This is a genomic window from Corynebacterium guaraldiae (assembly GCF_053480195.1).
On sequence record NZ_JBRBAU010000020.1, the window covers coordinates 1 to 23,982 of the forward strand.

Annotated in this window: 23 protein-coding genes and 1 rRNA gene; 12 read left to right on the plus strand and 12 right to left on the minus strand. The window is 61.3% G+C overall.

Going from position 1 to position 23,982, the window contains the following annotated elements; all coding sequences use genetic code 11:
* A 5S ribosomal RNA gene (gene rrf / locus ACUY3D_RS11965) occupies nt 1-116 on the plus strand; the annotation flags it as partial.
* Nucleotides 117-240: 124 nt separating this feature from the next.
* Here the strand turns inward: rrf and ACUY3D_RS11970 are convergent.
* From ACUY3D_RS11970 to ACUY3D_RS11990, 5 genes are all read right to left on the minus strand, one after another.
* The gene (locus tag ACUY3D_RS11970; protein WP_448241166.1) at nt 241-1,200 is read right to left on the minus strand and encodes a hypothetical protein; all 960 of its coding nucleotides are present in this window, start codon (nt 1,198-1,200) and stop codon (nt 241-243) included.
* Nucleotides 1,201-1,269: 69 nt separating this feature from the next.
* Nucleotides 1,270-2,400 carry an aminotransferase class I/II-fold pyridoxal phosphate-dependent enzyme gene (locus ACUY3D_RS11975; protein WP_144677212.1) on the minus strand — a complete coding sequence of 377 codons (1,131 nt, stop codon included), beginning with the start codon at nt 2,398-2,400 and terminating at the stop codon, nt 1,270-1,272.
* Nucleotides 2,401-3,039, minus strand: a complete 639-nt coding sequence (locus ACUY3D_RS11980) for a DUF3239 domain-containing protein (RefSeq protein ID WP_144677210.1) — start codon at nt 3,037-3,039, stop codon at nt 2,401-2,403.
* 4 nt (nt 3,040-3,043) lie between these two features.
* Nucleotides 3,044-4,681, minus strand: coding sequence for a DNA repair helicase XPB (locus ACUY3D_RS11985; RefSeq protein ID WP_448241167.1), 1,638 nt, complete (start codon nt 4,679-4,681; stop codon nt 3,044-3,046).
* Nucleotides 4,682-4,718: 37 nt separating this feature from the next.
* A complete protein-coding gene (locus ACUY3D_RS11990) occupies nt 4,719-6,821 on the minus strand; it encodes a helicase-associated domain-containing protein (RefSeq protein ID WP_448241168.1) in 2,103 nt (700 codons plus the stop codon).
* A gap of 93 nt (nt 6,822-6,914) precedes the next feature.
* On the opposite strand from ACUY3D_RS11990, the gene ACUY3D_RS11995 reads away from it, so the two are divergent.
* The gene (locus ACUY3D_RS11995; RefSeq protein ID WP_070523044.1) at nt 6,915-7,100 is read left to right on the plus strand and encodes a hypothetical protein; all 186 of its coding nucleotides are present in this window, start codon (nt 6,915-6,917) and stop codon (nt 7,098-7,100) included.
* A gap of 141 nt (nt 7,101-7,241) precedes the next feature.
* Here ACUY3D_RS11995 and ACUY3D_RS12000 read toward each other — a convergent pair whose 3' ends face one another.
* Complete coding sequence (locus ACUY3D_RS12000) at nt 7,242-7,844, minus strand: TetR/AcrR family transcriptional regulator (RefSeq protein ID WP_227485958.1); 603 nt, start codon at nt 7,842-7,844, stop codon at nt 7,242-7,244.
* A gap of 112 nt (nt 7,845-7,956) precedes the next feature.
* Between ACUY3D_RS12000 and ACUY3D_RS12005 the strand changes: the two genes are divergently transcribed.
* Nucleotides 7,957-8,913, plus strand: coding sequence for an ABC transporter permease (locus ACUY3D_RS12005; RefSeq protein WP_232748464.1), 957 nt, complete (start codon nt 7,957-7,959; stop codon nt 8,911-8,913).
* 101 nt (nt 8,914-9,014) lie between these two features.
* Here the strand turns inward: ACUY3D_RS12005 and ACUY3D_RS12010 are convergent, their stop codons facing one another.
* Nucleotides 9,015-9,665, minus strand: coding sequence for a resuscitation-promoting factor Rpf1 domain-containing protein (locus ACUY3D_RS12010; RefSeq protein ID WP_339017326.1), 651 nt, complete (start codon nt 9,663-9,665; stop codon nt 9,015-9,017).
* 524 nt (nt 9,666-10,189) lie between these two features.
* On the opposite strand from ACUY3D_RS12010, the gene ACUY3D_RS12015 reads away from it, so the two are divergent.
* Nucleotides 10,190-10,570 (plus strand): cold-shock protein, encoded by a 381-nt coding sequence (locus tag ACUY3D_RS12015; RefSeq protein WP_070624533.1) that lies wholly within the window; start codon nt 10,190-10,192, stop codon nt 10,568-10,570.
* Between the two features lie 127 nt (nt 10,571-10,697).
* On the opposite strand, the gene ACUY3D_RS12020 is transcribed toward ACUY3D_RS12015, so the two are convergent.
* Nucleotides 10,698-11,279, minus strand: a complete 582-nt coding sequence (locus ACUY3D_RS12020) for a DUF2771 domain-containing protein (protein WP_070565684.1) — start codon at nt 11,277-11,279, stop codon at nt 10,698-10,700.
* Between the two features lie 11 nt (nt 11,280-11,290).
* Nucleotides 11,291-12,196: a glutaminyl-peptide cyclotransferase gene (locus ACUY3D_RS12025; RefSeq protein ID WP_448241169.1), complete on the minus strand. Its 906-nt coding sequence runs from the start codon at nt 12,194-12,196 to the stop codon at nt 11,291-11,293.
* A 56-nt stretch (nt 12,197-12,252) separates the two neighbouring features.
* Between ACUY3D_RS12025 and ACUY3D_RS12030 the strand changes: the two genes are divergently transcribed.
* The 3 genes from ACUY3D_RS12030 (at nt 12,253) to ACUY3D_RS12040 (ending at nt 15,278) form a co-directional block, all read left to right on the plus strand.
* Nucleotides 12,253-12,882, plus strand: coding sequence for a DUF3027 domain-containing protein (locus ACUY3D_RS12030; protein WP_318272551.1), 630 nt, complete (start codon nt 12,253-12,255; stop codon nt 12,880-12,882).
* A gap of 126 nt (nt 12,883-13,008) precedes the next feature.
* The gene (locus tag ACUY3D_RS12035) at nt 13,009-14,412 is read left to right on the plus strand and encodes an NCS2 family permease (RefSeq protein ID WP_448241170.1); all 1,404 of its coding nucleotides are present in this window, start codon (nt 13,009-13,011) and stop codon (nt 14,410-14,412) included.
* Between the two features lie 44 nt (nt 14,413-14,456).
* Nucleotides 14,457-15,278, plus strand: a complete 822-nt coding sequence (locus ACUY3D_RS12040; protein WP_070523069.1) for a TrmH family RNA methyltransferase — start codon at nt 14,457-14,459, stop codon at nt 15,276-15,278.
* Here the strand turns inward: ACUY3D_RS12040 and ACUY3D_RS12045 are convergent.
* From ACUY3D_RS12045 to serC, 3 genes are all read right to left on the minus strand, one after another.
* Nucleotides 15,230-16,060, minus strand: a complete 831-nt coding sequence (locus tag ACUY3D_RS12045; RefSeq protein WP_070523079.1) for a DUF6928 family protein — start codon at nt 16,058-16,060, stop codon at nt 15,230-15,232. The genes ACUY3D_RS12040 and ACUY3D_RS12045 overlap by 49 nt on opposite strands.
* Nucleotides 16,061-16,073: 13 nt before the next feature.
* Nucleotides 16,074-17,249 carry a septation protein SepH gene (gene sepH / locus ACUY3D_RS12050; protein WP_070565689.1) on the minus strand — a complete coding sequence of 392 codons (1,176 nt, stop codon included), beginning with the start codon at nt 17,247-17,249 and terminating at the stop codon, nt 16,074-16,076.
* A gap of 154 nt (nt 17,250-17,403) precedes the next feature.
* Nucleotides 17,404-18,534 carry a phosphoserine transaminase gene (gene serC / locus ACUY3D_RS12055; RefSeq protein WP_070565690.1) on the minus strand — a complete coding sequence of 377 codons (1,131 nt, stop codon included), beginning with the start codon at nt 18,532-18,534 and terminating at the stop codon, nt 17,404-17,406.
* Between the two features lie 151 nt (nt 18,535-18,685).
* Here serC and ACUY3D_RS12060 point away from each other — a divergent pair, with 151 nt between their 5' ends.
* The 5 genes from ACUY3D_RS12060 (at nt 18,686) to ACUY3D_RS12080 (ending at nt 23,962) form a co-directional block, all read left to right on the plus strand.
* Entirely contained in the window at nt 18,686-19,978 is a 1,293-nt protein-coding gene (locus ACUY3D_RS12060; protein WP_083303809.1) for a citrate synthase, read from the plus strand.
* 172 nt (nt 19,979-20,150) lie between these two features.
* A complete protein-coding gene (locus ACUY3D_RS12065) occupies nt 20,151-20,507 on the plus strand; it encodes an FKBP-type peptidyl-prolyl cis-trans isomerase (RefSeq protein ID WP_010187736.1) in 357 nt (118 codons plus the stop codon).
* Between the two features lie 165 nt (nt 20,508-20,672).
* Nucleotides 20,673-21,530: an aldo/keto reductase gene (locus tag ACUY3D_RS12070; RefSeq protein ID WP_070596798.1), complete on the plus strand. Its 858-nt coding sequence runs from the start codon at nt 20,673-20,675 to the stop codon at nt 21,528-21,530.
* A gap of 437 nt (nt 21,531-21,967) precedes the next feature.
* Nucleotides 21,968-22,312, plus strand: a complete 345-nt coding sequence (locus tag ACUY3D_RS12075) for a DUF485 domain-containing protein (protein ID WP_144015163.1) — start codon at nt 21,968-21,970, stop codon at nt 22,310-22,312.
* 3 nt (nt 22,313-22,315) lie between these two features.
* Nucleotides 22,316-23,962 (plus strand): monocarboxylic acid transporter, encoded by a 1,647-nt coding sequence (locus ACUY3D_RS12080; RefSeq protein WP_154737184.1) that lies wholly within the window; start codon nt 22,316-22,318, stop codon nt 23,960-23,962.
* Nucleotides 23,963-23,982: the final 20 nt, after the last annotated feature.

Below are 23,982 nucleotides of genomic sequence, written 5' to 3' on the forward strand. Positions count from 1 at the left end.
GGTGGCCTATAGCAGCAGGGAAACGCCCGGTACCCATTCCGAACCCGGAAGCTAAGCCTGCTAACGCTGATGGTACTGCAACCGGGAGGTTGTGGGAGAGTAAGAAACCGCCGACACCAAACAACAAACAACAACTCAATACAAACAAGCCCGTCACCCTTGAGCAACAACTCAACGGTGACGGGCTTCTTCCTCGTTTTCCCAACGCGAGCAGCAACTAGGTGGTATCGCCGCGGACTTCTATTGAAGGGGCCATTCGTTATGGACCAAGCTCTTGCTGTTTAACGGAGAGCCTACAAATGGGATAGCCTCACCGTTCCACTCGATTCTCAGTGCAAAGCCGTCCTCTTGACGGTATTTGAGGCGGATGACCGCTAGTTCGAATTCTTGTCCGTAAGACTGTTGCTCGATGAGCGCAACCGCACTGTTGTGGACCTCGCGGCGAGGGATAGGGGCGATCCGATAGCTGCCGTTATTCCAGCAGAAGATCGCGTCAACTTGGCGGAGGGAGGTACCTCCCGTTGCTTTGCGCACGACAAAGCTCATGGCGAAACCGTCCCAGTCTCCATTGGAGGTCTGGTTGAAAAGCTGAATGGATGGTTTGACGTCGTTGATGAGTTGCTTGACTAATCCTCCATCGTCGCCGTTGGTGCCATTCCCATAGGCTGCGGGTGGTATGGCGTAGTCCAAAGCCGGGTAGGAGAACTGGCCAGATTGTGCGTTCTTGTGGCTCTGGTCTTTCAAATCCTGTGCAATGGGAGAGAGCTCCTCGAGGTTACTCGGCGGAGTGTAGTGGTCGGGGTAGTCTTTCCGGTCATACGTAAAGCTATCCAGCTTGTAGTCATAGCGCACGACCAGCAACGTTGCCACGATGTTGCTTGCGTTGAAAGCCTCCTGTGCTTGCTGCAGGCCATGCAGTTCACCCGCAAAGTTGGGCGGAAAGAGGTCTAGCAACAGATTCTGGTGAATGCGTTCGTGCGCTTCGCTATAACGCAGAACCCTGTCAAAGGGCGGTGCACCCGCGATTTCAGCGACATTGACGTAGATAAACCCGGCGGCCTTTTGCCAGACGGCGAAGAAGGTAATGGACTCGACGTTCTGCTCTTTGATGGTTGGGTCTGTGACGAATGAATGACGTACCGCCAGCTCGAATCTCTCTGTGGGAGAGCCAAAGCCGTATTCATAATGTTGCTGTGACATGTGAGCCACAATACAGAGTTTGCCCCGTTCCGGTCGGGGACGCTGGTGATAAAGCCCCGGAGAGCTTTTCTAGCAATTGTGCATCATACGGCGCACCGCTTCGCGGATGATCTCCGGACGCTTGCAGAAGGCAAAGCGAACCTTGGACTTCCACGGCTCTGGGTTGTCCGTGAAGGCGGCCAGCGGGATGGCTGCCACACCCTTTGTTGCGGGCAGCTGCATGCAGAAGTCCACGCCGGTCATTCCGGTGGGGGAGACATCGGCAACCACGTAGTAGGTGCCGCCGGTGTCGTGGACGTGGAAGCCCAACTGTTCTAGCCCTTCCACTAGGATGCCGCGGCACTCTGCAAGCTCAGACACCATGCCATCCAGCCATTCTTGTTCATAGCGCAGGGCATGTGCCACGGCGGGCTGGAAGGGCGTGGTGGAGACGAAGGTGGTGAACTGCTTGGCTTTGATGACGCCGTCGAGAAGCTTAGGCTCCGCAATGGCCCAGCCGGTCTTCCACCCGGTGCAGTTGAAGGATTTGGCGGCAGAAGACACCGTGACGGTGCGCTCGGCCATCCCCGGCAGGGAGGCGATGCTGACGTGCTCGGCGGTGCCGAAGGTGAGGTTTTCGTAGACCTCGTCAGCTAACACAAGGAGGTCCTTCTCCACGCAGAGCTCGGCAAGCTCGGTGAGCGCCTCGCGGGAGAAGACCGAGCCGGTCGGGTTGTGCGGGGTGTTGATGATGACCATGGCGGTCTTGTCCGTCACGGCAGCACGTACCGCAGCAACGTCGATGTCCCAGCTGTTGCCGGATTCCTTCAAGGGGACGGCGATGCGGGTGGCGTCGGCAAGCGCGATGGCGGCGATATAGGCGTCGTAATAAGGCTCGAGGACGATGACCTCCTGGCCGGGCTCCACGAGGCCTAGGACGGTGGCGGTGATGGCCTCGGTAGCACCGGCAGTGACCACGACGTGATCCTGCGGCACGGAGTAGGTCTCCGCGATGGCGTCGACCAGTTCTGGGACCCCGCGTAGGGGAGCGTATTGGTTGTTGCCACCGGCGATATTCTCCTGGGCAATCTCCAGCATGCGCTGTGGGCCATCGCTATCGGGGAAGCCCTGGCCCAAGTTCACCGCGTCATGCTCCACGGCAAGCGCGGTCATCGTGGCAAAGATGGTTTCGCCAAATTCTTGAAGCCTGTGAACAGTCATTTACAGGACCAACAGATCGTACTTCGTAGCCTTGACATCAGTCAGACGCTTGCGTGCGCGCTCCAGCCGCTGCCACTGATCCTCCGGAATGGACTTGCGTGCAATCGTCACGGTCTCCGCGTCCGGGGTGCCCCACGCAATTGGCATCGGGGTGATCTGCTGCCAATGGTCTTTATCGCTGCTGCTGCGCTGGCCGGAGACCGCGGCCACCGGGACCTTGGTGCCCACGGTGCGCTTGATGCCTGGAATGCTCGTGACCGTGCGCAGACATGCGCCCCACCGCGGCGGCGCCTTCGGGTCAACATTGGTGTTCACCAAGGCCATGAGGACCATGTCACGCTCGTTAACCTCCGCTACCACGGCCGGGGCTAGCGGATAAGAATCATAGAGCTTTTGTGCCGTGCCGACCTTGCGCGAGGCCATGATGCCAACAACGGCGCAAAAGATTCCGAAGAGCACCATGCCGACGGCCAGCGTGATGCGCCAGACGGCATCCATGCCCAAGTAAACGGCGAGGGCACCGAGGATAAGAACCAAGCCCATGATGAGGCCGGAATTGCGCAGGCGCGAGGAATCACGCAGGAGCTCGTTGTTCTTCTTGGCAAAGTCTTCGTTGACGTCAAACTTGAAAATCTTCATCAGCTCACAAGTCTACTTCGTCCACCAGCCGGTAGGCATAACCTTGCTCGGCCAAAAAGCGCTGGCGGTGCATGGCGTATTCCGCATCGATCGATTCGCGCGCCACCAATGTGTAGAAGGTGGCCTCCTGCCCGTCCTTCTTCGGACGCAGCAGGCGACCTAGGCGCTGGGCTTCCTCCTGACGGGAGCCGAAGGTGCCGGAAACCTGGATGGCCAGGGCGGCTTCGGGGAGATCGATGGAGAAGTTCGCGACTTTGGAGACCACCAGGGTAGGAAGCTCGCCCTCGCGGAATTGCTGGAAGAGCTTTTCGCGTTTGGCGGTGGATGTCTTGCCGTCGATGACGGGCGCGTCGAGGTGCTCACCGAGCTCCTCCAGCTGGTCCACGTAGGCGCCGATGATGAGTGCTTGCTGACCTTCGTGCTTCTTCAGCAGTTTGTCGACGGCCCGCAGCTTAGCGCTTGCCGACGCCGCAATCCTGTACGTCTCCCGCGCCTGTGCCGTGGCATAGAGCAGGCGCTCCTCCTGCGTCATGTCCACGCGCACCTCGACGCAGTCCGCGGTGGCGATGTAGCCGGCGGATTCCAGCTCCTTCCACGGCGCGTCATAGCGCTTGGGACCGATGAGCGAAAAGACATCGCCTTCGCGGCCGTCCTCGCGGATGAGTGTGGCGGTCAGTCCTAAGCGGCGGCGCGATTGCAGGTCGGAGGTCATGCGGAAAACTGGGGCCGGCAGGAGGTGCACTTCGTCGTAGATGATGAGGCCCCAGTCATGGGAATCGAAGAGCTCGAGCGCGCGGTATTCGCCCTTGGTCTTGCGGGTGACCACCTGGTAGGTGGCGATGGTAATCGGCTTGATTTCCTTTTTCTCCCCCGAGTACTCACCGATCTCCTCGGGTGTGAGGCTGGTGCGGCGCAGCAGCTCATCGCGCCATTGGCGCCCAGCTACGGTGTTGGTCACGAGGATGAGCGTGGTGGCCTGTGCTTTAGCCATGGCGGCAGCACCCACGATGGTCTTGCCCGCGCCACAGGGCAGGACCACGATGCCGGAGCCACCGGACCAGAAGGAATCGGCGGCATACTGCTGATAATCGCGAAGCTGCCAGTCCACTTCCTCGGTGCTCAGCGCGATGGGATGGGATTCGCCGTCGACATAGCCGGCGCGGTCATCGGCGGGCCAGCTGGCTTTGAGCAGCTCTTGTTTGAGCCGCCCGCGTGCGGAGGGCGGCACGGCGATGGTGTTGTCATCAATGCGCGGGCCCAGAAGTTCGCTGACTTTTTTGGTGCGCGTGAGCTCCTCCAGGATGACGGGCTCGTCCGATTCGAGGATGAGACCGTGGGCCGGATGCGCCAACAATCGCACGCGGCCATAGCGCGACATGGTCTCAGCGACGTCGATCAGCAGCGCCTGCGGCACCGGGAAGCGGGAGTAGTTCTCTAAGACGTCGACGACTTGCTCAGCATCGTGCCCGGCGGCACGCGCATTCCACAGGGCTAGCGGGGTGATGCGATAGGTGTGGATGTGCTCGGGCGCGCGCTCCAGCTCGGCGAAGGGCGCGAGTGCCGCGCGGGCTGCGTCGGCTTGCGGGTGATCCACCTCGAGGAGGACAGTCTTGTCCGATTGGACGATGAGCGGTCCGGGCATGTCTGGGGCCTTTCTACTCTGTGCGTTAGGGAAGGGCTTAATCCCTGTCAGTGAAGCGGACGGAGGAAATGCGGTGAACCGGGAAGCGCACGGGTTTGCCCGCTGCGCCTAGGGCATCAATGTAGCCGCCCTCAACGGAGAGTGGTGTCACAGTCACGGTGCGGATATCGCCGCTTTTATCGGCATAGGAAATCACGATATCGGCGTGGAAGCGCGCGGCGGCGCGGGCCAGAGTGAGCGGATCTGGCTCCTCCTCCTGGTGTTGGCTCGGATCCTGCGCTGACTTCTGCAAAGCCTGAAGCGCCTGCTCCACCGAGGCGGGCTCGCGCTTGCGCGGCTTCGTGCGGGGCGTGGGCAAAAGGTAGGGCTCGGGGGCGACGGTAAGGGAAGCGCCGGATTCATCCTCCGGGGTGGGGGATAGGCCCTTTGCTCGCAGCTTCTCCAGCAGCTCGCCCACGCGCAGCTGCGATACCGCGACGGTGGGCGCGAGCAGGCGCAGACCGGGAACGGATGCGACGGCGAGCTCCAGGAGCGCGGGGTCCTCGCTGCGAAGGTATGAGAGCGCCGGCCCGCTGCGGAGGGTGCCATGGCGCTTGGCGACGTCCCCGATGGCAAATTCCAACGCCTGCGGCACGCCCGTCGGGCAATGCTTTTCCAAAAAGTCGGTCATTTCCTGGGCGGTCAGACCCTGGTCCATGCCACGGCGAATGGTGGACTCGCTGATGCGGTACACGCTGGCCAAGCCTGGGGATTCGAGGTCAGCCATGGAGGCGAGGGTGCGGTGCGTGTCTGGCTCAAGGGGGCCGGGCACGAGGACGGTGAGATCTTGTTGGATGATGAATTCGCTGACGGTATCGGGGACGAGGCTGGCGGCCGCGGCGGAATCAGCCAGCACACTGGTAGCTTTGCCCAGCGCAATGGCACCGATCCATTCGGCTTCGGCGCGCAGATTCTCAATGGTCAGCGTGCGCGTGTGGCTGGCAAAAAGAGGGGAGCGAAAGCGCAGATCCTCCCAAAACTCTTCGTTGTTCAGCGCGACGGCGGAGTGAGCGTAGACACCCAGGACGAAGCTACGGAAGCGCGGCAGGCGGCGCACTGCGCTGTCGTCTGCGAGCACCCGAGTATCGCTCCATGTGGCCCAGGGGGAGGTACGCCAGGCGTCGAGAAGAATGCGCCACTTCTCCCCGAGATCGGCCTCGAGCCAGTCCTGGGAGCCGGTGGTGGGGGCGAGGAAATGGCCCTCTAAGCCATCAGGTTCGCCGCGGTGGAGAAGCCGGGCGTGGTGTCCTAGAGCAATAAGCCGCCCGACTTCTTCTTTATCCAAGTCGAGGTCCTTCGCCAACTGGTTGAGCGGGCGAACGCCCACCGAAGAATCCTTGAGCAGCGCGACTGGGTGGTTACCGAGCAACTCGATGAGCCTTTCCATGCCGCGCACGGCCTCGAGGCCCGCCGCGGCACCGGCGTCGTCTGCCTTTGAATCCGGTTCCGGGGTGCCGGCGCGTCCTGAAGGAGTGGTGGGGATGGGCGGGGTTGCGTCCCCAACCAGTGCACGGGCGAGCGCGCGCGGCAGGCGTACCGAGTGGGCATTGATGCGCTCCAAGAAACCTTTGGCCAGCAGGCGCTTGGCGGGGTCGTCAGAGTTGATATCCGGCTCGGTGTCAGTGGTGTATCCCACGCCATCGCCCTTGGCCAAAGCGTCGAGGATGTGGCGCTCTTCTGGAGTGAGCGCTTCGATGTCTTGTGCGTCGAACTCGACTTGATTGCGCAGCGACCAGCCGGTGGGAAGCGAGCCCATGACGGCGGTGACGATGCGCACCTGCGGGGCGTTGCCGAAGACGAGGCCGCGCTCCTTGAGCTGTTTCGTGATTGCCGGGTTGGTGTCTTCCACCATGTCGACTTCGCCGCCGCGTTGTGCGATGTCCTCCAAGGCGGCGAGCTGCTCGGCGTTGCTTGCCGCCAAGGCATCCGCGACGTGCATCGGAAGTGTCAGGCGCGAGGCCAGCGCGTCGAAGTCCTTCGGTGCGGGGGAGAGAACATCGCTGCGGTTGCTCAGCAGGGCGCGTAAGTCTTCAGCGGGTAGTTGGCTGAGCCATTCGCGGTAGCTCTCGGTGACGTGGGCGCGGTTTGAGGGGGAGGTCATGATGGCCATCAAGTTTAGTAGGCGGGGGAGGGATGGGGCCCTCGTTGGGTGATTAAGTTACTTTTCGGCGCAGGGTTTGGAATAATAAGGAGCATGTCGAATGAGAACAAAGGCTTCGTATCCCCGGCTTGGCCGAAGAACAGCCCCCGCGAGCACGTCATTACTGAGATCACTGCACCGTTTGCTGGCGCATCCAGCCCGTATGGTGACGATCTGATTCTGCCGATGCCGGCAGAGAAGCTGAACTACGTACACCCGTACACCCGCATCAACCGCTAAGTTGGCGCGCAGAAATCTGCGCTTCACTTAGCGAATGTGCTGAGCCTGACTGGCCTGCTTTCAGCCCCTCCGAGAATGTTCTCCTCGGTGGGGCTATACGTGTTTGTAATGTACTTGCGCCTCAACTAGTCGGCACGGGAACTAGTCGGCACGGGCTTGGGCTTTAAAGCCGTCGAGCAGCGTATCGATGAGCTGGGCTTGTATACCTGATAGGTAGTCGGTGCTCACTAGCGTTCTGGGCAGCGGGCGGGTGATGAGACCGATGCCGATGTGAAGTTCGAGTGGGGTGAGGGACTCGGGGCAGAGGCCTGCTTGCCGCGCGAGTTCGATCATCGGTTGGTAGATCGATTTCAGTTCTGCTGTGCGATGGGCAGCGATCTTCTGCGCGTCATCGTCTGAGAACGCAGCAGTGTTCATTTCGGCTGCCGCAGCTTGAACAACGGCGGCGAAGTTAAGGCCGGCGATGCGATGAATGATATCGCGCCAGGTGCCTTCGGGGTCCTCGTCGAAGCCTTGCAGGTGGCTGTCCACCTCTTCCTTGATGTTCGCTACCTCCGCGCTGGTGATGGCAACGATGAGGGAGAGCCGCTCGGGGAAGTGGCGTGAGACCGTGGCGACGCCCACGCCAGCTTTCTTGGCGATTGAGCGCATGGATACGCCCGGTCCCTCGGTGATGAGCAGCTGCCTGGCTGCTGCGACGATGGCTTGCTTGTTTTCTGCTGCATCTTGTCTCACGGCTTGCATCATATCAAACGGAACACTATGCTCCACTTTGTAAGTGAAACATCCTGTTCCGTTTGGAGGCTATGTAATGTCAGCGGTGAAAAGTCGGGAAAGAAAGCAGCCATCGGTTGCTGTGAAATCGATAGCTGCCATCGTGGGGATCCCCATCGTTATCGGTCTCATGCTGTGGGCATTCTTGGCGCCCACCTTTGCATCCGGGCCAGCCGGAGTGCCGATTGCGGTCTCTGTACCGGAGCCCATGCTCGATGGCATCTCGCAGAAGATTGAGAGCGCGGCTGGGGATGAGGCCCCGGAGATCGTCGTGAAGCACGGCGAGGCGGAGGTGCGAGACGCGGTGCTACAGCGTGAGGCTGTTGGCGGCCTCGCTATCTCTCCTCAGGGCGCGAATGCTTTCACGGCCGCGGGAAATGGTGCTCCCTACGTTGCGATGGTTGACGGTCTTGCGAGCCAGCTCGAGGCTCAGGGGATGACCGTGGAGAAGCGGGAGCTGGCACCGACGACGAAGGAGGACCCGCAGGCAAGCGGCATTGCATTGCTTGGCCTTCCGCTAGCTTTTGGTGGCATTATTTCCGCTGTCATTGCCACCTTTGCATTCCGTGGTAAGAAGTGGATCAAGATGGGAGTGCTCGTTGGTATCGCGCTGGTGGGTGCGCTTATTGCTACGTGGATGCTGCACTCGGTTTATGGAACCCTCGGTGGCAGCTTCGCTGCCGAGTGGATGGCCATCGCAGCGGGTATCCTTGCGACTTCTGCGGTAACCGCCGGCCTCGCGGGAGTGATGGGGGCCGCGGGCATCGGAATCGGTGCTGTGGCGACCATCTTCCTGGCGAACCCGCTGTCGGGTCTGGCGACGGGACCATGGCTGCTTCCTGCCGGGTGGTCGACGCTGGGGCAGTGGATGCCCATCGGCGCGACGGGCCACTTGGTCCGTTCACTGTCCTTCTTTGATGGCAATGGTGCCGTCCATGCGTGGTGGGCACTGGGGCTGTGGATCGTTGTCGGTCTAGTGTTGCTGGCCTTCGATAGGTCGCGCGCTAAGGAAGACGTTGCCGTTGAGGAAAAGGTTTAAGCAAAACCAAAAGAGACTGGATGGAGGACACCATCCAGTCTCTTTTTATGTAGTTAGAGTTTTGCCTCGATGTGCCGTGCTTGCACGGCGCTGCGCGCTGCTTAGCGTGCAGCCAGAACCTGTGCCAGCGGGTCGATGACGTGGCGGTTGGCGGAGTAGAAGGTGTTGAAGTCGTGGCGATTTGCCTTGTACTGCTCGGTGAAGGAGGCCGGAATCGTCAGGCCGTACTGGGTGGCGGTGTCCTGGATGAGGGAGTAGAGGGCGTCGGAAGCCAGCTCATCGGTGGGCTCCTCAGCGGCCTCCTGAACGGCCTGCGGGGCGTCAGCCGGAGCCTCCGGAGCGGTCTTCTCCTCGGCCGGGGCTGCGGCTGCGCTTGCATCACGCGGGGTCGGGGCGGAGTTCAGGCCCAGGCTTGCGGAGCAGGCCGGCCATGCGCCCCAACCCTGCTGTGCCAGGGTGCGCTCAGCAACAACGATCTGCTGCTCGCGGGTTGCCAGGTTAGCGGTTGGAGCGAACTCACCGCCGCCGTAGGCCTGCCAGGTCTGAGCGTTGAACTGCAGACCGCCGTGGTAACCGTTGCCGGTGTTGATGGCCCAGTTGCCGCCGGACTCGCACTGTGCGAGGCGGTCCCAATCGGAATCCGGTGCAGCGGCAGCGTTCGGTGCCATGATGGCTGCGGCGGCGCCCACGGCAACGGTGGAGGCGGCAAACTTGGTGGCGATGGACTTGTTCTTAGCGGAGTGGCGTCCCATTAAAGTATTCCTTCTCTAGGTTGTTCTTGCTTTCTCGCGCCCAGATGATGCCCAGTCCGGCATAATGTCTTGCAGTTGATGTTCATAGTCATGCACATCATATGCGGCCGCCTAGTGGAAGCCCGGACTGTGTCTGGGGCGAGACTTCCACGGCCGGCGGCCGAAGTGCCTGTGGGAAAGAGTAGCGGTTTATAACGAAACAGTCACGTTAAATGCTCCAAAACGGTAACAATCATGCCAATTTATCTATGTTTCCCCTGTTCGCGGCGGGAATGTTAGCTACATCACACGTGTTATGGGTGTGGTTGATGGGGTGAACTCTGGGGCAAGTTTCTCTGGCGGAGCGTGGGGAGGTTAAGATGTATCTCTTTATAAGTTCCACGGATAGTTCCTCCGCGCGGCCGCTTCAGTATTAATTACGCCGCGCCTCCTCGTCCCGGAATGCTTGCGGCCTATAGGCCTGGTGCATGGCAGCGCCTAAGCTTTCTAAAGAGGAGAGACGGAAAGAAAGTGAGTGAAGAACCATGCCTATCGGCAAAGTGAAGTGGTATGACGCGGACAAGGGCTTCGGCTTTGTCAGCAACCCCGGCGATGAAGACGTCTACGTTAGCCGCAACGTGCTGCCCAAGGGCGTTGACGAGCTGTATCAAGGCCAGCGAATCGAGTTCGACTTCGCTGCTGGCCGCCGCGGCCCGCAGGCGCTGCGCGTGAAGGTCCTTGATTCCCCGCGCCGCCGTACCCCGGCCCGCAAGCCGGAGGAGCTGTCGAGCATGCTTTCCGACGTCATGACGTTGCTCGAAACCCAAGTGCAGCCCGTGCTGAGCCAGGGCCGCTACCCAGAGCGCAAGACCGGCCGTCAGGTGGCTGAGATTCTGCGCGCTATTGCCAAGGACTTGGATAGCTAAGGGGCGGCCTACATTCGTAGGCCGATGACTGAAAAAGTGCCCTAGTTGCCAAAAGTTAGGCTGATTTTTCAATGATCAGCCCTAAGTTTGGCAGCTGGGGCACTTTGTCGATCGGTGGGGCGGGGCGCTACTTCTCAGCTGGCGCGTTGCCCGTGGCCTTGGACTCCTTGAGTTCTTCATCCGTCATGGTGGACAGGGACCACACCGTCTGCATCGGGGTTTCCTCGCCATTGGCATCGTGGCCAATCATGAGCGTGGAAATCTCCACCACCATCAGCTTGGGGCGCTCACCGGTGGAGGCCTCAATCGGCGGCACAGAGCCGGGGATGTCCAGCGAGGTGGTCTCGTTGGCGCCGTGAGAGGTGCTGTCATTGGCGGCCGGGTCATCATAGATGGACAGCACGGACCACTCGTGGTTAGAGATGGCCTCGGGGATCTCCAACTTCAGGGTGTCATCGGGGCCCACCGTGAGGTTGGGAACCTCGCCTTCCTTGCAGTCGGTGCCAGGCTCGCAGACGCTATAGGGTGCAACGTCAAGGGTGTCGGAGCCCACCGTGGCCGTGATGGTGACGTCCTGTGGCTCGGGGCCCGGGCGGTCATTCCTCCACTTTTGGAACAGCACCACCGCCACGACGATGACCGCCACGGCGATAATGAGCGCCAGAAACTGCAGCAGCGACTTCTTCCTTGCTTGCTTCACGGTAGCCATGGCTGAGAATCCTACTCGAAGCGCACCCGGTACAGCTCATCCCAGAGCTTGCCGGTGATCCAAAACTCGTCGGTGCCCGGGATTCGGGCAATGCCGTTGAGGACGGCGTTGGGATCCGTAGAAGGGGAATGGTTGAGGTTTGCGGTATCGATCACGGCGGTGACAGCGCCGGATTCCGGGTCGATGCGCAGGATATCCTCGCTCATCCAGACGTTGGCATAGACCGCACCATCGACGCACTCAAGCTCGTTGAGGTTATTCACGGGGGAGCCGTCGAGGGTGACTTCGGTGCGCGGGGCGAGCTCTGCGAAGGTCTTCGGATCGAGGTGGCGCAGCTTGGCGGAGCCGTCGGACATGATGAGTTCGGATCCCGCGTTGCACAGGCCCCATCCCTCGCCGTCATAGCTAGCGCGGTCCAGTTCCTCAAAGGTGGCGGAATCCCGCAGGAAAGCTGCCCCGGATTTCCAGGTCAGCTGCCAGATGCCGGCGTCGGTCTGCGTGATTCCCTCTCCGAAGAATGAGCTTTCCAGCGAGGTTTCTTCCTGTGGGGCCTCTGCACCCGGGCTGAGGCGCAGCAGCCGGGACTTGCCGTTGAGCCCTGTGCCGATCAGCAGGTTGCCATCGGGGTCGACCTCCAGGCCCTGGGTAAAAGTATCGGGCGGCAGGGGTGCGGTGTCTAGGACGGTAACGCCCAAGCGTTCTGGGGAGCGTGCGCTTGGCGACGTCTCACCGCTCCCCATCGACGAGGAGGACGACGCCGAAGAGGCTGACGACACCGAAGAGGCAGGCGACACCGCGTGATCGCCTGCGGGCTGGGAGGAACACGACGCGAGCGGTGCGAGGAGAGCGCCGGCGGAGAGAACTGCAGCTAGTGCGCGAGACGCGAGAGTGAGGTGTGGGAGGGCCATGACTGTCATTGTGCACTATGGCTTGGTGCGTGATTAATAATGGGAGGGTGACTCGCAAGAAAAAGATGCATTCCCCGCTTCTCGATTCGACCGCCGTCGACTTGGCGCGCCGGGCCGTGGAAGAGGTAGGTGAGGGGGACGTCGGCAAGCACCGCGGCGTTGCCGGAGTAGGCCGCAACGTGGCTACTCACCGTTTCGACGCCCACGTGCCGGGCTATCCGGGGTGGGAGTGGCATGCCGTCGTCGCCTGCGCGGAGGGCTCGCGCACACCGACCGTTAACGAGGTCGCGCTGGTTCCCGGCGGCCAGGCCCTCCAAGCGCCCGAGTGGGTGCCCTATTCCGAGCGCCTGCGCCCAGGGGACCTTGGCCCGGGCGACCTCATGCCGCCCGCGCCCGGTGATGAAAGGCTTGATGATGGGAAGCTTTCCGAGGCAGGCCTCAAGGAAGCTAAGGATCGCTGGCGCAAGAAGTATGGGCCGAATTCGGAGATGGCAGCGCAGGCGCAGCTGCAGTGCAAAACCTGTGCTTTCTATCTTGAGCTGATACCTAATTACGGCGTCTGTGCCAATGAATACTCGGCGGACGGGAAAGTGGTGCACGCCACCTACGGGTGCGGTGCGCATTCCGGCACGACCATCCGTGAGGAGGGATCGGAGCAGGAGCGTCCCTTTGATGATGAGAAGCCGATCTTTTAAGAGGCTCGCCTTTCTCCCCGCACGCAGCAACGACGCAGCGTGCGGGGTTTGCGTTTTAGTGCCTGGATGGAGCACCCTTAGCAGGTAAAACTTCATTTCTCTAGATAGAAGGGGCGCTCTCTCACGATGAACGCAGCTATCGATCGCTATTTCAAGATTTCCGAACGCGGATCCACCGTGGGAACCGAGGTCCGCGCCGGCGTGGTCTCGTTCTTCGCGATGGCCTACATCATCCTCCTCAACCCTCTCATCCTGGGTACCTCCGCCGATTCTGCCGGAACCACCCTGGGCATCCCGCAGGTCGCCGCCGCCACCGCACTGGTGGCCGGCGTCATGACCATTGCCTTCGGCATGATCGCCCGCTACCCATTCGCCATGGCCGCGGGCCTGGGTATGAATACCTTCGTGGCCGTGACGATGGTTTCCCTCAACGGCCTGGAATGGCGCGAGGCGATGGGCCTCGTGGTCATCGAAGGCATCATCATCGTCCTGCTGGCCATCTCTGGCTTCCGCCAGGCCGTCTTCGATGCCATCCCGGCCTCCATGAAGGCAGCGATGGGCGTGGGCATTGGTATGTTCATCGCGCTCATCGGTTTCGTGGATGGTCACTTTGTTACCCGCGTGCCGGATGCCGCGATGACCACTGTTCCGGTGAGCCTGGGCGTTAACGGCTCGATCGCTACGTGGCCGGCCTTCGTCTTTGTCGTGGGCCTGATTCTCTCCGCCTTCTTCGTCATCCGCCAGGTCCGCGGCGGACTGTTCATCGGCATCGTCATTACCACCATCATCGCCATGATCATTCAGGCACTGACCGGTTCCGAGGACTGGGGCATGGCCACCCCGGAGGTGCCCAGTTCCTTGGGTGGTCTGCCGGATCTCTCGATTGTGGGCCAGGTCGATCCGATCAGCGCCTTTACCAAACTCGGCGTGGTCTCCACGGTCTTGCTGATCTTCACCCTGCTGCTCACCAACTTCTTCGACGCCATGGGCACCATGAACGGCCTGGGCAAGCAAGCCAACCTCGTGGACGAGAAAGGCAACCTTCCGGAGATGAAGACCGCCCTGGTGGTTGAGGGCTTTGGCGCCGTTGCCGGTGGCGCCGGTTCGGTCTCCTCCAACACGGTGTTTGCGGATTCGGCGGCCGGCATCGGTGACGGTGCCCGCACCGGCCTGGCCAACGTAGTGACCGGTGTGATCTTCCTGCTGGCCATGTTCCTCACCCCGCTCTACGAGATCGTGCCCATTGAGGCAGCGGCCCCCGTCCTCGTCGTCGTGGGCGTGATGATGGCGGCACAGCTCAAGGACATCGAGTGGAACCGCATGGAGGAGGCCATCCCGGCCTTCCTGACCATCGTGGTCATGCCCTTTACCTACTCCATTGCTAACGGTATTGGTGTGGGCTTCATCGCTTATGCCCTGATGGCTACCTTTGCCGGCAAAGCCAAGAAGGTGCACTGGATCATGTGGCTCGTGGCCGCCCTCTTCGTGGTCTACTTCGCCATGGAGCCCATCAGCTCGCTGCTGGCTTAGCCCGCCTGGGGTGAGCACGCGGCCCTGTGCCTAAACTAGGGGCCATGCGTTTTGTCATCGATGACCCCACAGACCCTCGCCTGGACGATATCCGCGATCTCAAGCACGCGGACAAGTCCGGCGAGGGTTTCGTCTTTGGTGAGGGCCCACTGTGCGTGGAGCGCCTGCTCGCCTCACGATTCCCGGTGCGCTGCATCATCGGCTTTGAAGGAAAGCTCGACACTTTCCTAGCGAACCACGATGTTGGCGATATTCCCGTCTATCAGGTCACTCGAGCAACGTTGGGGGAGGTCACAGGTTTCGACATGCACCGCGGGCTGGTTGCCGCAGCCGACCGCGCAGAGGCCTGGACCGTGGATGAAGTCATTGAGGGCGCTCGCACCCTGGCCATCATGGAAGGTGTGGGTGATCATGAGAACATCGGCTCGCTCTTCCGCAACGCCGCGGGCATGGATGTTGATGGCATCCTCTTAGGCTCGGGAGCTGCGGATCCGCTCTACCGGCGCTCGGTGCGCGTTTCCATGGGGCACGTGCTGCGTTTGCCCTGGGCTCGGTTCGATGGCGGCTTTACCACCTGGCAGCGCGGGCTGGAGAAGCTGCGCGACCAAGGCTTCAGGCTGGTGTCGCTGACCCCGCATCCGGAGGCCGTGCATATCGCCGACGCCCTGGAGGGGGCGGAGAAGGTGGCGCTGCTGGTTGGCGCGGAGGGCCCAGGCCTGACCGAGCATGCCATGCGCGCCACCGATGTGAGGGCGCGTATCCCCATGGCGGAGGGCACGGATTCCCTCAACGTGGCGACGTCGGCGGCAATTGCCTTCTACGAGCGCCAGCGTTCCCAGAGGCTCCGTGACGTCGACACCGCATAGCGGCGCACGAGTCCGCCGAGGTGCTTGGCGGTGCGGACAATCTCTTCGCCGGTGGATTCCGGCTCGAGGTCGTGCTCTTCATAGTCGTCATAATCGTTGAGCCCCAGCTTCGCCACTGAGGTTGTGGCCACCTCAGCCACGGTGCGGCGCGGTGGGGGAGTATCGACCTTGGGCTCGGGGCGGCCGTCGGTGGCATAGCCCACGACGTCCACGTCTGGGCCATCTTCGCCCACTTCGATGCCCAGCCAGAACTCTTGGGCTGCCTGGGTGATGGTGAGCGGCTCGAAGGGCAGGGCAATCCCACCTGCGGGCTCGTCCATCTCCCCGGCCCAGTAAGGGGCCTCAAAGGTTTCGGGCAGGCCATGATCCTCGTAGAGGTTAAAGCGCGTTCCACACAGGGAGCGCCGCAGGCGGCTGCCCGTCCAGTGCGCAAAGCCGGCATAGCCAGTCTCTGGGTTAGAGGTGAAGGCGTAAATCTCCTCTGCCGGCACGGCCTCGCGCAGGGTGCGGGAGAGCTGCGAGAGGATCAGCTGGTCATCATGGATGATGGTTTGCACGACGGCCACACCGGGGTAGCCGCCGATGTAGAACTCGCTCGCGCCGGGTTCGGCGGAACGGTTTAGGGGGAACTGCCCGATAGGCGTTACCGGTAGGGAGGGGTTGAGTTGAGCGAGAAACTTGCGGCCGAAACCGCGGTCAGCCTTGGGCTCTCCGCGGAGAACCTCGGCGGGATCGGCGGCGGTGACGTACCAGAGAGTGAGAACGGCGCTTTGGGTATCCACGGCAGGCTACTCGTTAATCGCGGGGGCGCTTGGTAGAGGAACGAACGCCGAGCAGCACATCCTCCCAGTGCGGGGTGACGGCCTTGCGGCGGCGCTTGGCAGGCTTGGGTTCCGGATCCGGGTTCTGGAGGAAGTCCTCGTCTACGCCCGATTCCTTCTCCTCCGGCTGTGCCGCCGCGCCCTCGTCGCGGGCATCTGCGTTTTCATCGGCGCCGGTTTCGGCGGGGTGCTCCCCACCGCGCGGGGAGGGAAGCACGGAAGGCTCGGCAGTGACGTCGGCCTCCGCCTCAGTGTTCTCATTTGCGTTGCCGGTGTAGGAAGACAGTTCCGTTACGCCGGGGGCTCCAGCGCGCGCGTCCTCGTTGACCTCTCGGCCCTCGGCGTAGTCACGCCCATCGATGGCTTCGTCATAGCGCTCGCCACGGCCCACGGAGGTCAGCGAACGCACCGGCTGCACGAAGTCCGGGTCCGTCAGGTCTGCGGCCACGGAATTGCGTGCCTCCACCGTGGCCGGGGAGGACATCGTCTGCTTGAAGGTCCACTCCGCTTCGTTGGCGGAAAGCCCCGTCTTCCACGTGATGCGCAGGATCCACGGTTCACCTTGATGGCGGTAGGCGTCCCATGTTGCCTCCGACAGCGAGTGCCCACGTGCGGCGAATGCGGTGGCCAGGATCTCCCACAGGGTGAGCTTGGCCGGGCCATCCTCGCGGATGGGGTGCGCCTGCTTGGCGACGTCCGCAATGCGCGCCCGCTCCAAAAGCACCGGGTGCGCAAAAGGCTCGATGCGGGATTCCGGAACGTCGAGCTCCTCGGCGATCTCAGCGGCGCTGGCACCGGCGCGGATGCGGGCTTGAATCTCATTGGGGCGCAGGCGGATTTCTTGCGCCTGCTGCGTGTGCTGAGTCTGCGGAGAGGAAGGGGAGCCACCAGAAGATGGCATCACGGTGTGCAAACCAGCAGAGCGCGAAGCCTGTGCAGAAGTGGGGGAGGAATCGTCGGTGGCGTTCCCGGCCTCGTGCGTGGTGTGGTCGGATGCCTCTTTCGCGGAGTCGGAGTCGGCGGAGTCGGCGGGAGCGAAAAGCTCGCGAAGCTCGTCGGTGACCTCGAGGAAGAACTCCTCACCATCCTCGGCCCGGAGGACGAGCGAGGTGTCAGTTGAGTCGCTGGGTGCGAGGAAAATCTCGCGCATGATGGCGCTCCTTAGCCTGGTAGCGGACATGTGATGAAATCCACTTTACCCAGAACATGCCCCGAACTCTGGCAAGAGCGCGGGGCATGTTGTATGACTCAACAAATAGGTGCAAACAAAGTTGTTGCGTGGTGCAAGGAGTGGCGGGCGAAGGCTATCGGTTGTCCAAAACGTAATCGATAGCCTTGGTGAGCTTGGTGACGTCCGCGGAGTCGATCGCCGGGAACAAGCCCACTCGCAGCTGGTTGCGGCCCAGCTTGCGGTAAGGCTCGACGTCGAGAATGCCGTTGGCGCGCAGCGTCGCGGCAACCGCAGCTGCGTCGACGGAGTCCTCGAAGTCGATGGTGCCCACCACGAGGGAACGTGCGGCAGGCTCGGCCACGAAGGGGGTGGTCTCCGGGCGGGACTCTGCCCAGTTGTACAGGATGGAGGAGTTCTCCGTGGTGCGCTTGACCATGCCGTCGAGGCCGCCGTTGGCGTTCATCCACTGCACCTGATTCTCCAGCATGAGCAGCGTGGCCACAGCTGGGGTGTTGTAGGTCTGGTTCTTGCGGGAGTTGTCCACGGCGGTCTGCAGGTTGAGGAAGGGTGGGATGAAGCGATCGGAGGAGTTAATCTTCTCGATGCGCTCGAGGGCTGCCGGGGACATGGCCGCCAGCCACAGGCCGCCGTCGGAAGCGAAGCACTTCTGCGGGGAGAAGTAGTAGACGTCGGCATCCGACATATTCACGGGCAGGCCGCCGGCGCCGGACGTGGCGTCGACGACGACGAGCTGCTCCGCGTTTTCGGGGTTGGGGCGGGTCACCGGAACCATGGCTCCAGTCGAAGTTTCGTTGTGGGCCCACGCGATGATGTCGGCGCCTTCGGCATCAGCTGCCTTCGGATCAGGTGCGGTGCCGACCTCGGCTTCGGTGACGAGTGGGGCGTCGAGCCAAGGGGCGGCGGCTGCGGCTTTAGCAAATTTAGAGGAGAATTCGCCGAAGCTGAGGTGGGCGGATTTCTTCTCAATCAGGCCGAAAGTCGCCGCGTCCCAAAACGCGGTGGCACCGCCAAGGGAGAGAACAATTTCATAGCCCTCTGGCAGGGAAAACAACTCGGAAAGCCCTTCGCGGATGGAACCGACGAGGTTCTTGACGGCTGGCTTGCGGTGCGAGGTGCCGATGATGGTGCTGGCACCCGCGGTGATTGCCTCAATTTGGGAGGGGCGGACCTTCGAGGGCCCGCAGCCAAAGCGGCCGTCGGTAGGGAGGAGATCTGCTGGCAGGACGAGTTCTGAGTTGCTCATGTGGGCAGTGTAGCCTAATTTCGTTCGCGCATTAGATACTTTGCCAGGATTGCCAATGTTGGCAGAGTCACAGGTTTTGCTAGAGTGTGAAGAGGTTTAGATCTGTCGCGCCGGCTGCGGTCGGCGTTGAACATTGAGGAAAGGAATATACGTGGCTTCTGAAAAGAACAAGGTTGTACTGCAGTACCCCGGCGGCGAGTACGAGATGGACATTAAGCAGTCCACGGAGGGTGACTCCGGCTTCGATATTGGCAAGCTCCGTAACGAGACCGGCCTAGTCACCTTTGACCCGGGCTATGCGTCTACCGGCTCTACCGAATCCAAGATCACCTTTATTAATGGTGAGGAAGGCATCCTCCGCCACCGCGGTTACGACATCGCGGACTTGGCTGAGAACGCCACCTTCAACGAGGTGTCTTACCTGTTGATCAAGGGCCACCTGCCCACCGAGGATGAGCTGTCCAAGTTCAACACCGAGATCCGCCACCACACCCTGTTGGATGAGGACTTCAAGGCAGCCTTCAACATCTTCCCGCGCAACGCGCACCCGATGGCTGTTCTAGCCTCCTCCCTCAACATTCTTTCCGCCTACTACCAGGACCAGCTCAACCCGCTGGATGAGGAGCAGCTGGATAAGGCAACCGTCCGCCTGCTGGCTAAGGTGCCGATGTTGGCCGCTTATGCTTACCGCGCATCGCAGGGTAAGCCCTACATGTACCCGGATAACAAGCTCAACGCGCGCGAGAACTTCCTGCGCATGATGTTTGGTTACCCGACTGAAGATTATGAGGTCGACCCGATCGTGGCCAAGGCTCTGGATAAGCTCCTTATCCTGCACGCTGACCACGAGCAGAACTGCTCCACCTCCACCGTCCGCATGATCGGCTCCGCGCAGGCCAACCTGTTCGTTGCTATCGCCGGTGGTATCAACGCCCTGTCCGGCCCGCTGCACGGTGGTGCTAACCAGGCTGTTCTGGAGATGCTCGAGGATATCCAGAACAACCACGGTGGTGACGCAACCGACTTCATGAACCGCGTGAAGAACAAGGAAAAGGGCGTTCGCCTCATGGGCTTCGGCCACCGCGTGTACAAGAACTACGACCCGCGCGCGGCCATCGTCAAGGACACCGCTCACGAGATCATCGATCACCTCGGCGGCGATCCGATGCTGGACCTGGCTATGAAGCTCGAGGAGATTGCGCTGAACGACGACTACTTCGTCTCCCGCAAGCTCTACCCGAACGTCGACTTCTACACCGGCCTGATCTACCGCGCCATGGGCTTCCCGACGGACTTCTTCACCGTCCTCTTCGCCATCGGCCGCCTGCCGGGCTGGATTGCTCAGTACCGCGAGCAGCTTGAGCTCAACACCAAGATCAACCGCCCGCGCCAGATCTACACCGGCGAGACCCTGCGCAAGGTCACCCCGCGTAGCGAGCGCTAAACGGTAGCCTGAACGGTGGTCTTTAACAGGCCGCCGTGGCTTGACGTATAACCCATACGCTGGGTTTCTAGGGCCGAGCCCCGCATCTCCGCTTATACTGGGGAACGTTGTGGCTCGGCCCACGCGTATGCGGCCAGCAAAGAAGAAAATAATCCAAGGAGGATAATCCCCAATGGAAAAGCCCGTAATTGAGCCGGCAACGGAGCCTGCTCCCCAGGACCTTGTCATCGAAGACATCGTGGTGGGTGACGGTGCCGAAGCCCAGCCGGGCGGCTTCGTTGAGGTCCACTACGTTGGTGTTGACTATGAGACGAACCAGGAGTTCGACTCTTCGTGGGGTCGTGGCCAGTCCATCGAGTTCCCGCTGACCGGTCTCATTGCCGGCTGGCAGGAAGGAATCCCGGGTATGAAGGTGGGCGGCCGCCGCAAGCTGGTCATCCCGCCGGAGAAGGCTTATGGCCCGGCCGGTGGCGCACACCCGCTGTCGGGTCGCACGCTGACCTTCGTCATCGATCTCATCCGCGCCTAGGGGGAGAGGGCAAGGAAAGGGCTCAGCCCTTTCTGTTTCCCTAAACGACGCCCTGGCCGGCCGTGCACTACTGCACGGCCGGCCAGGGCGTTTCGCATGCGTAGGTTTGGGGTAAAGTGCTGAGGAGCTATGCTTCGCCCCCACAGGAAGCTAAAGTGCGGCACAATGGGGGACATGAGTGTCCCACAAACCACGTTCATTGATGACCGCGAGATGCCGCTGATGGGTCTCGGAACCTACAAGCTGCGCGGAGAGGATCTCATCCGCTCCGTGCGTGAAGCCATCGATCTGGGCTACCGCCACTTCGATACTGCGACTCTGTACGAGAATGAAGAAGAACTTGGGCAGGCACTGAATGAGGCCATGAAGGCCGGTGACGTAACCCGGGATGAGCTGTTTATTACCAGCAAGGTGTGGCACGACCACCACGGCAAGGACAAGGTTGGCCAAGCCTTCCGTGAGTCCTTGGACAAACTGCAGCTGGACTACCTTGACCTCTACCTCATCCACTGGCCGTGGCCGCAGGGTGGGCTCTATGTGGAGACTTTCGAGGAAATTGCCCGCATGCAGGGAATGGGCCAGATTGCGTCGATTGGCGTGGCCAACTTCTATGAGGAAACCTTGCAAACCCTGATTGATGAGACCGGTATCGTCCCGGTACTCAACCAGGTTGAGCTGCACCCGGGCTTCACCCAGCCGGAGCTGCGCGAATTCCACGCCAAGCACGGCATCGTGACGGAGGCTTGGTCGCCGTTGGCGCGCGGCGTTGTGCTCAACAACCCGGTGGTTGAGTCCGTCGCCGAAAAGCATGGCATCACTGCCGGACAGGCGGTGCTGGCGTACCTGCTGAGCAAGGGGATTTCTGTTATCCCGAAGTCCAGCCGCCGGGAGCGCCTTGCAGAAAACTTCGCTGCCGCAGAGGTTGAGCTTACGTCCGAAGACGTAGCGGCTCTTGATGCGCTTGATGGCCAGGAAGGCTTTGGCCGTATGTTCAAGGACCCGCGAGAGTTCCCTGGCGCCTAAAGCCGAAACACGTGGGGCGTATCAAACGCCCGCGAGCGGTGGAGCCCGCCTTCAGTGGCTTGCTCTTTCTTCTTATATCGTTAGGGGAGAGGGGTAGGACGCCGAAGGCGGGCTTTGTTGTGTGCTCAGGGGAGCGGGAATCATGAGGGGTGGGGGAGTGAAGATCTGTGAAAGACTTCTGTGAAGTTTCGGTTTGCTAAATTAGATTCTTCCTTTGGAATCTCCTGTGGGGGTGCTAGCAGCGAGATAGAAATCCCTTGTAGTTGCGGGGGTAGGGGGTAGCGAAAGTGTATGTTATTAACTTTTCTTGGCAGGATTTACAACCTTGCAAGAGTGGTTAGGTAACTTACTGTGCAAGGCAAAACGTGATTGAAGACACTACCCCTTTGTCTCTTACCGCGGTTTGTGGAGAAAAGACCCCTTGTAAGGAGAGCGACATGACTGACGCACCTGCTTCGATTAACTCGCGCCGCGAACCTACGTCGCAAGAGTTCATCGAGATGCGTGACAGCCCGCAGTTTGCCAAGCTGCGCAGCGCGTACCGCAAATTCACCTTCCCCATGACTGTGGCGTTCTTTGTGTGGTACGTCCTCTATGTGCTGGCTGCGGTCTTTGCCCCCAGCTTCATGGCCATAGAACTTGGTGGCGGTTGGAACATTGGCCTTGTCTTTGGCCTCGCCCAGTTCCTGACAACTTTCATCATTACGTACATCTACGTCAACTACGCCAACAAGAACATCGAGCCGCAAGCAGCGGCCATTCGCCAGGAACTGGAGGGCTAAACAATGCAGACCATAACCTTGGCCGCAGCGGAATCCTCCGCCGGCAACCCGATTCTGAATATCTCAGTCTTCGCCGCCTTCCTTGTCGTCACCATGTACGTGGTGCTTCGCGCCGGCAAGTCCACGAAGGAAGCCTCTGACTTTTACACCGGCGGCGGTAGCTTCTCCGGCCGGCAGAACGGCCTTGCTATCTCTGGCGACTACCTGTCCGCCGCGTCCTTCCTGGGCATCGTCGGCGCCGTTGCGCTCAACGGCTACGATGGCTTCCTCTACTCGGTCGGCTTCTTCGTCGCCTGGCTCGTTGCTCTAATGCTCGTCGCCGAGCCGATGCGCAACGTCGGCCGTTTCACCATGGCGGACGTGCTGTCCTTCCGTCTCAAGCAGCGCCCGGTGCGCGTGGCGGCGGCAATCTCGACCTTGTTCGTGTCGCTGTTCTACCTCATCGCACAGATGGCCGGCGCGGGCTCCCTCGTGGCCGTGCTCCTGAATATTCACGACTTCAAGTGGCAGGCCGTCGTCGTTGGCATCGTGGGCATCCTCATGATCGTCTACGTTCTTGTCGGTGGCATGAAGGGCACGACCTACGTGCAGATGATCAAGGCCGTGCTCCTGGTCACCGGTGTGGTCATCATGTGCATCCTCACCTTTGTCTTGCTGAAGGGCGGCTTCAGCGCCCTGTTTACCCAGGCGATTGATATGCACGCTAATTCCGAAGCAATCAAGGAAGGCGGCTACGAGGCTTCCCAGATCATGGAGCCGGGGCTGAAGTACGGCAAGAACCTCACCACGAAACTCGACTTCATCTCCCTGGGTATTGCCCTCGTTCTCGGTGTTGGTGGCCTGCCGCACGTTCTCATGCGCTTCTACACGGTGCCGACCGCGACCGAGGCTCGCCGCTCCGTTACCTGGGCCATCGTCATCATCGGTGCCTTCTACCTGATGACCCTGGTTCTGGGCTACGGCGCTGCCGCCCTCGTTGGCCCGGACCGCATCCTCGCCGCACCGGGCGGTGCGAACTCCGCGGCCCCGCTGCTGGCGTTGGAGATCGGTGGCTCCATCTTCATGGCGGTCATCTCCGCGGTGGCCTTCGCTACCGTTCTGGCTGTTGTCGCCGGCCTCGCCATCACTGCTTCGGCTTCCATCGCGCACGATATCTACCACTCCGTCATCCGCAACGGTGAGTCCACCGAGGCTGAGCAGGTTCGCGTTTCCCAGATCACCGTGGTCGTCCTGGGCATTGTCTCCATCATCCTGGGCATTCTGGCCATGACCCAGAACGTTGCCTTCCTGGTGTCCCTGGCCTTTGCCGTGGCTGCCTCCGCCAACCTGCCGACCATCCTGTACTCCCTGTACTGGCGTCGATTCAACACCGCAGGTGCCGTGGCGTCGATGTACACCGGTGTTATCTCCTGCTTGGTACTCATCTTCCTGTCCCCGGCAGTCTCCGGTACCCCGACCTCGATGTTCCCGAACGCTGACTGGTCCATCTTCCCGCTGTCCTCCCCGGGCCTGGTCACCATCCCGCTGGCCTTCTTCGCCGGCTGGATCGTTTCCATCATGACCCCGCCGGACAACCTAGAAGAACTGTCCGCCGAGATGGAGGTTCGCTCCCTGACCGGCGTGGGTGTTGAGGCTCCGGTGGATCACTAAAACGCCTCAATCACACCGTT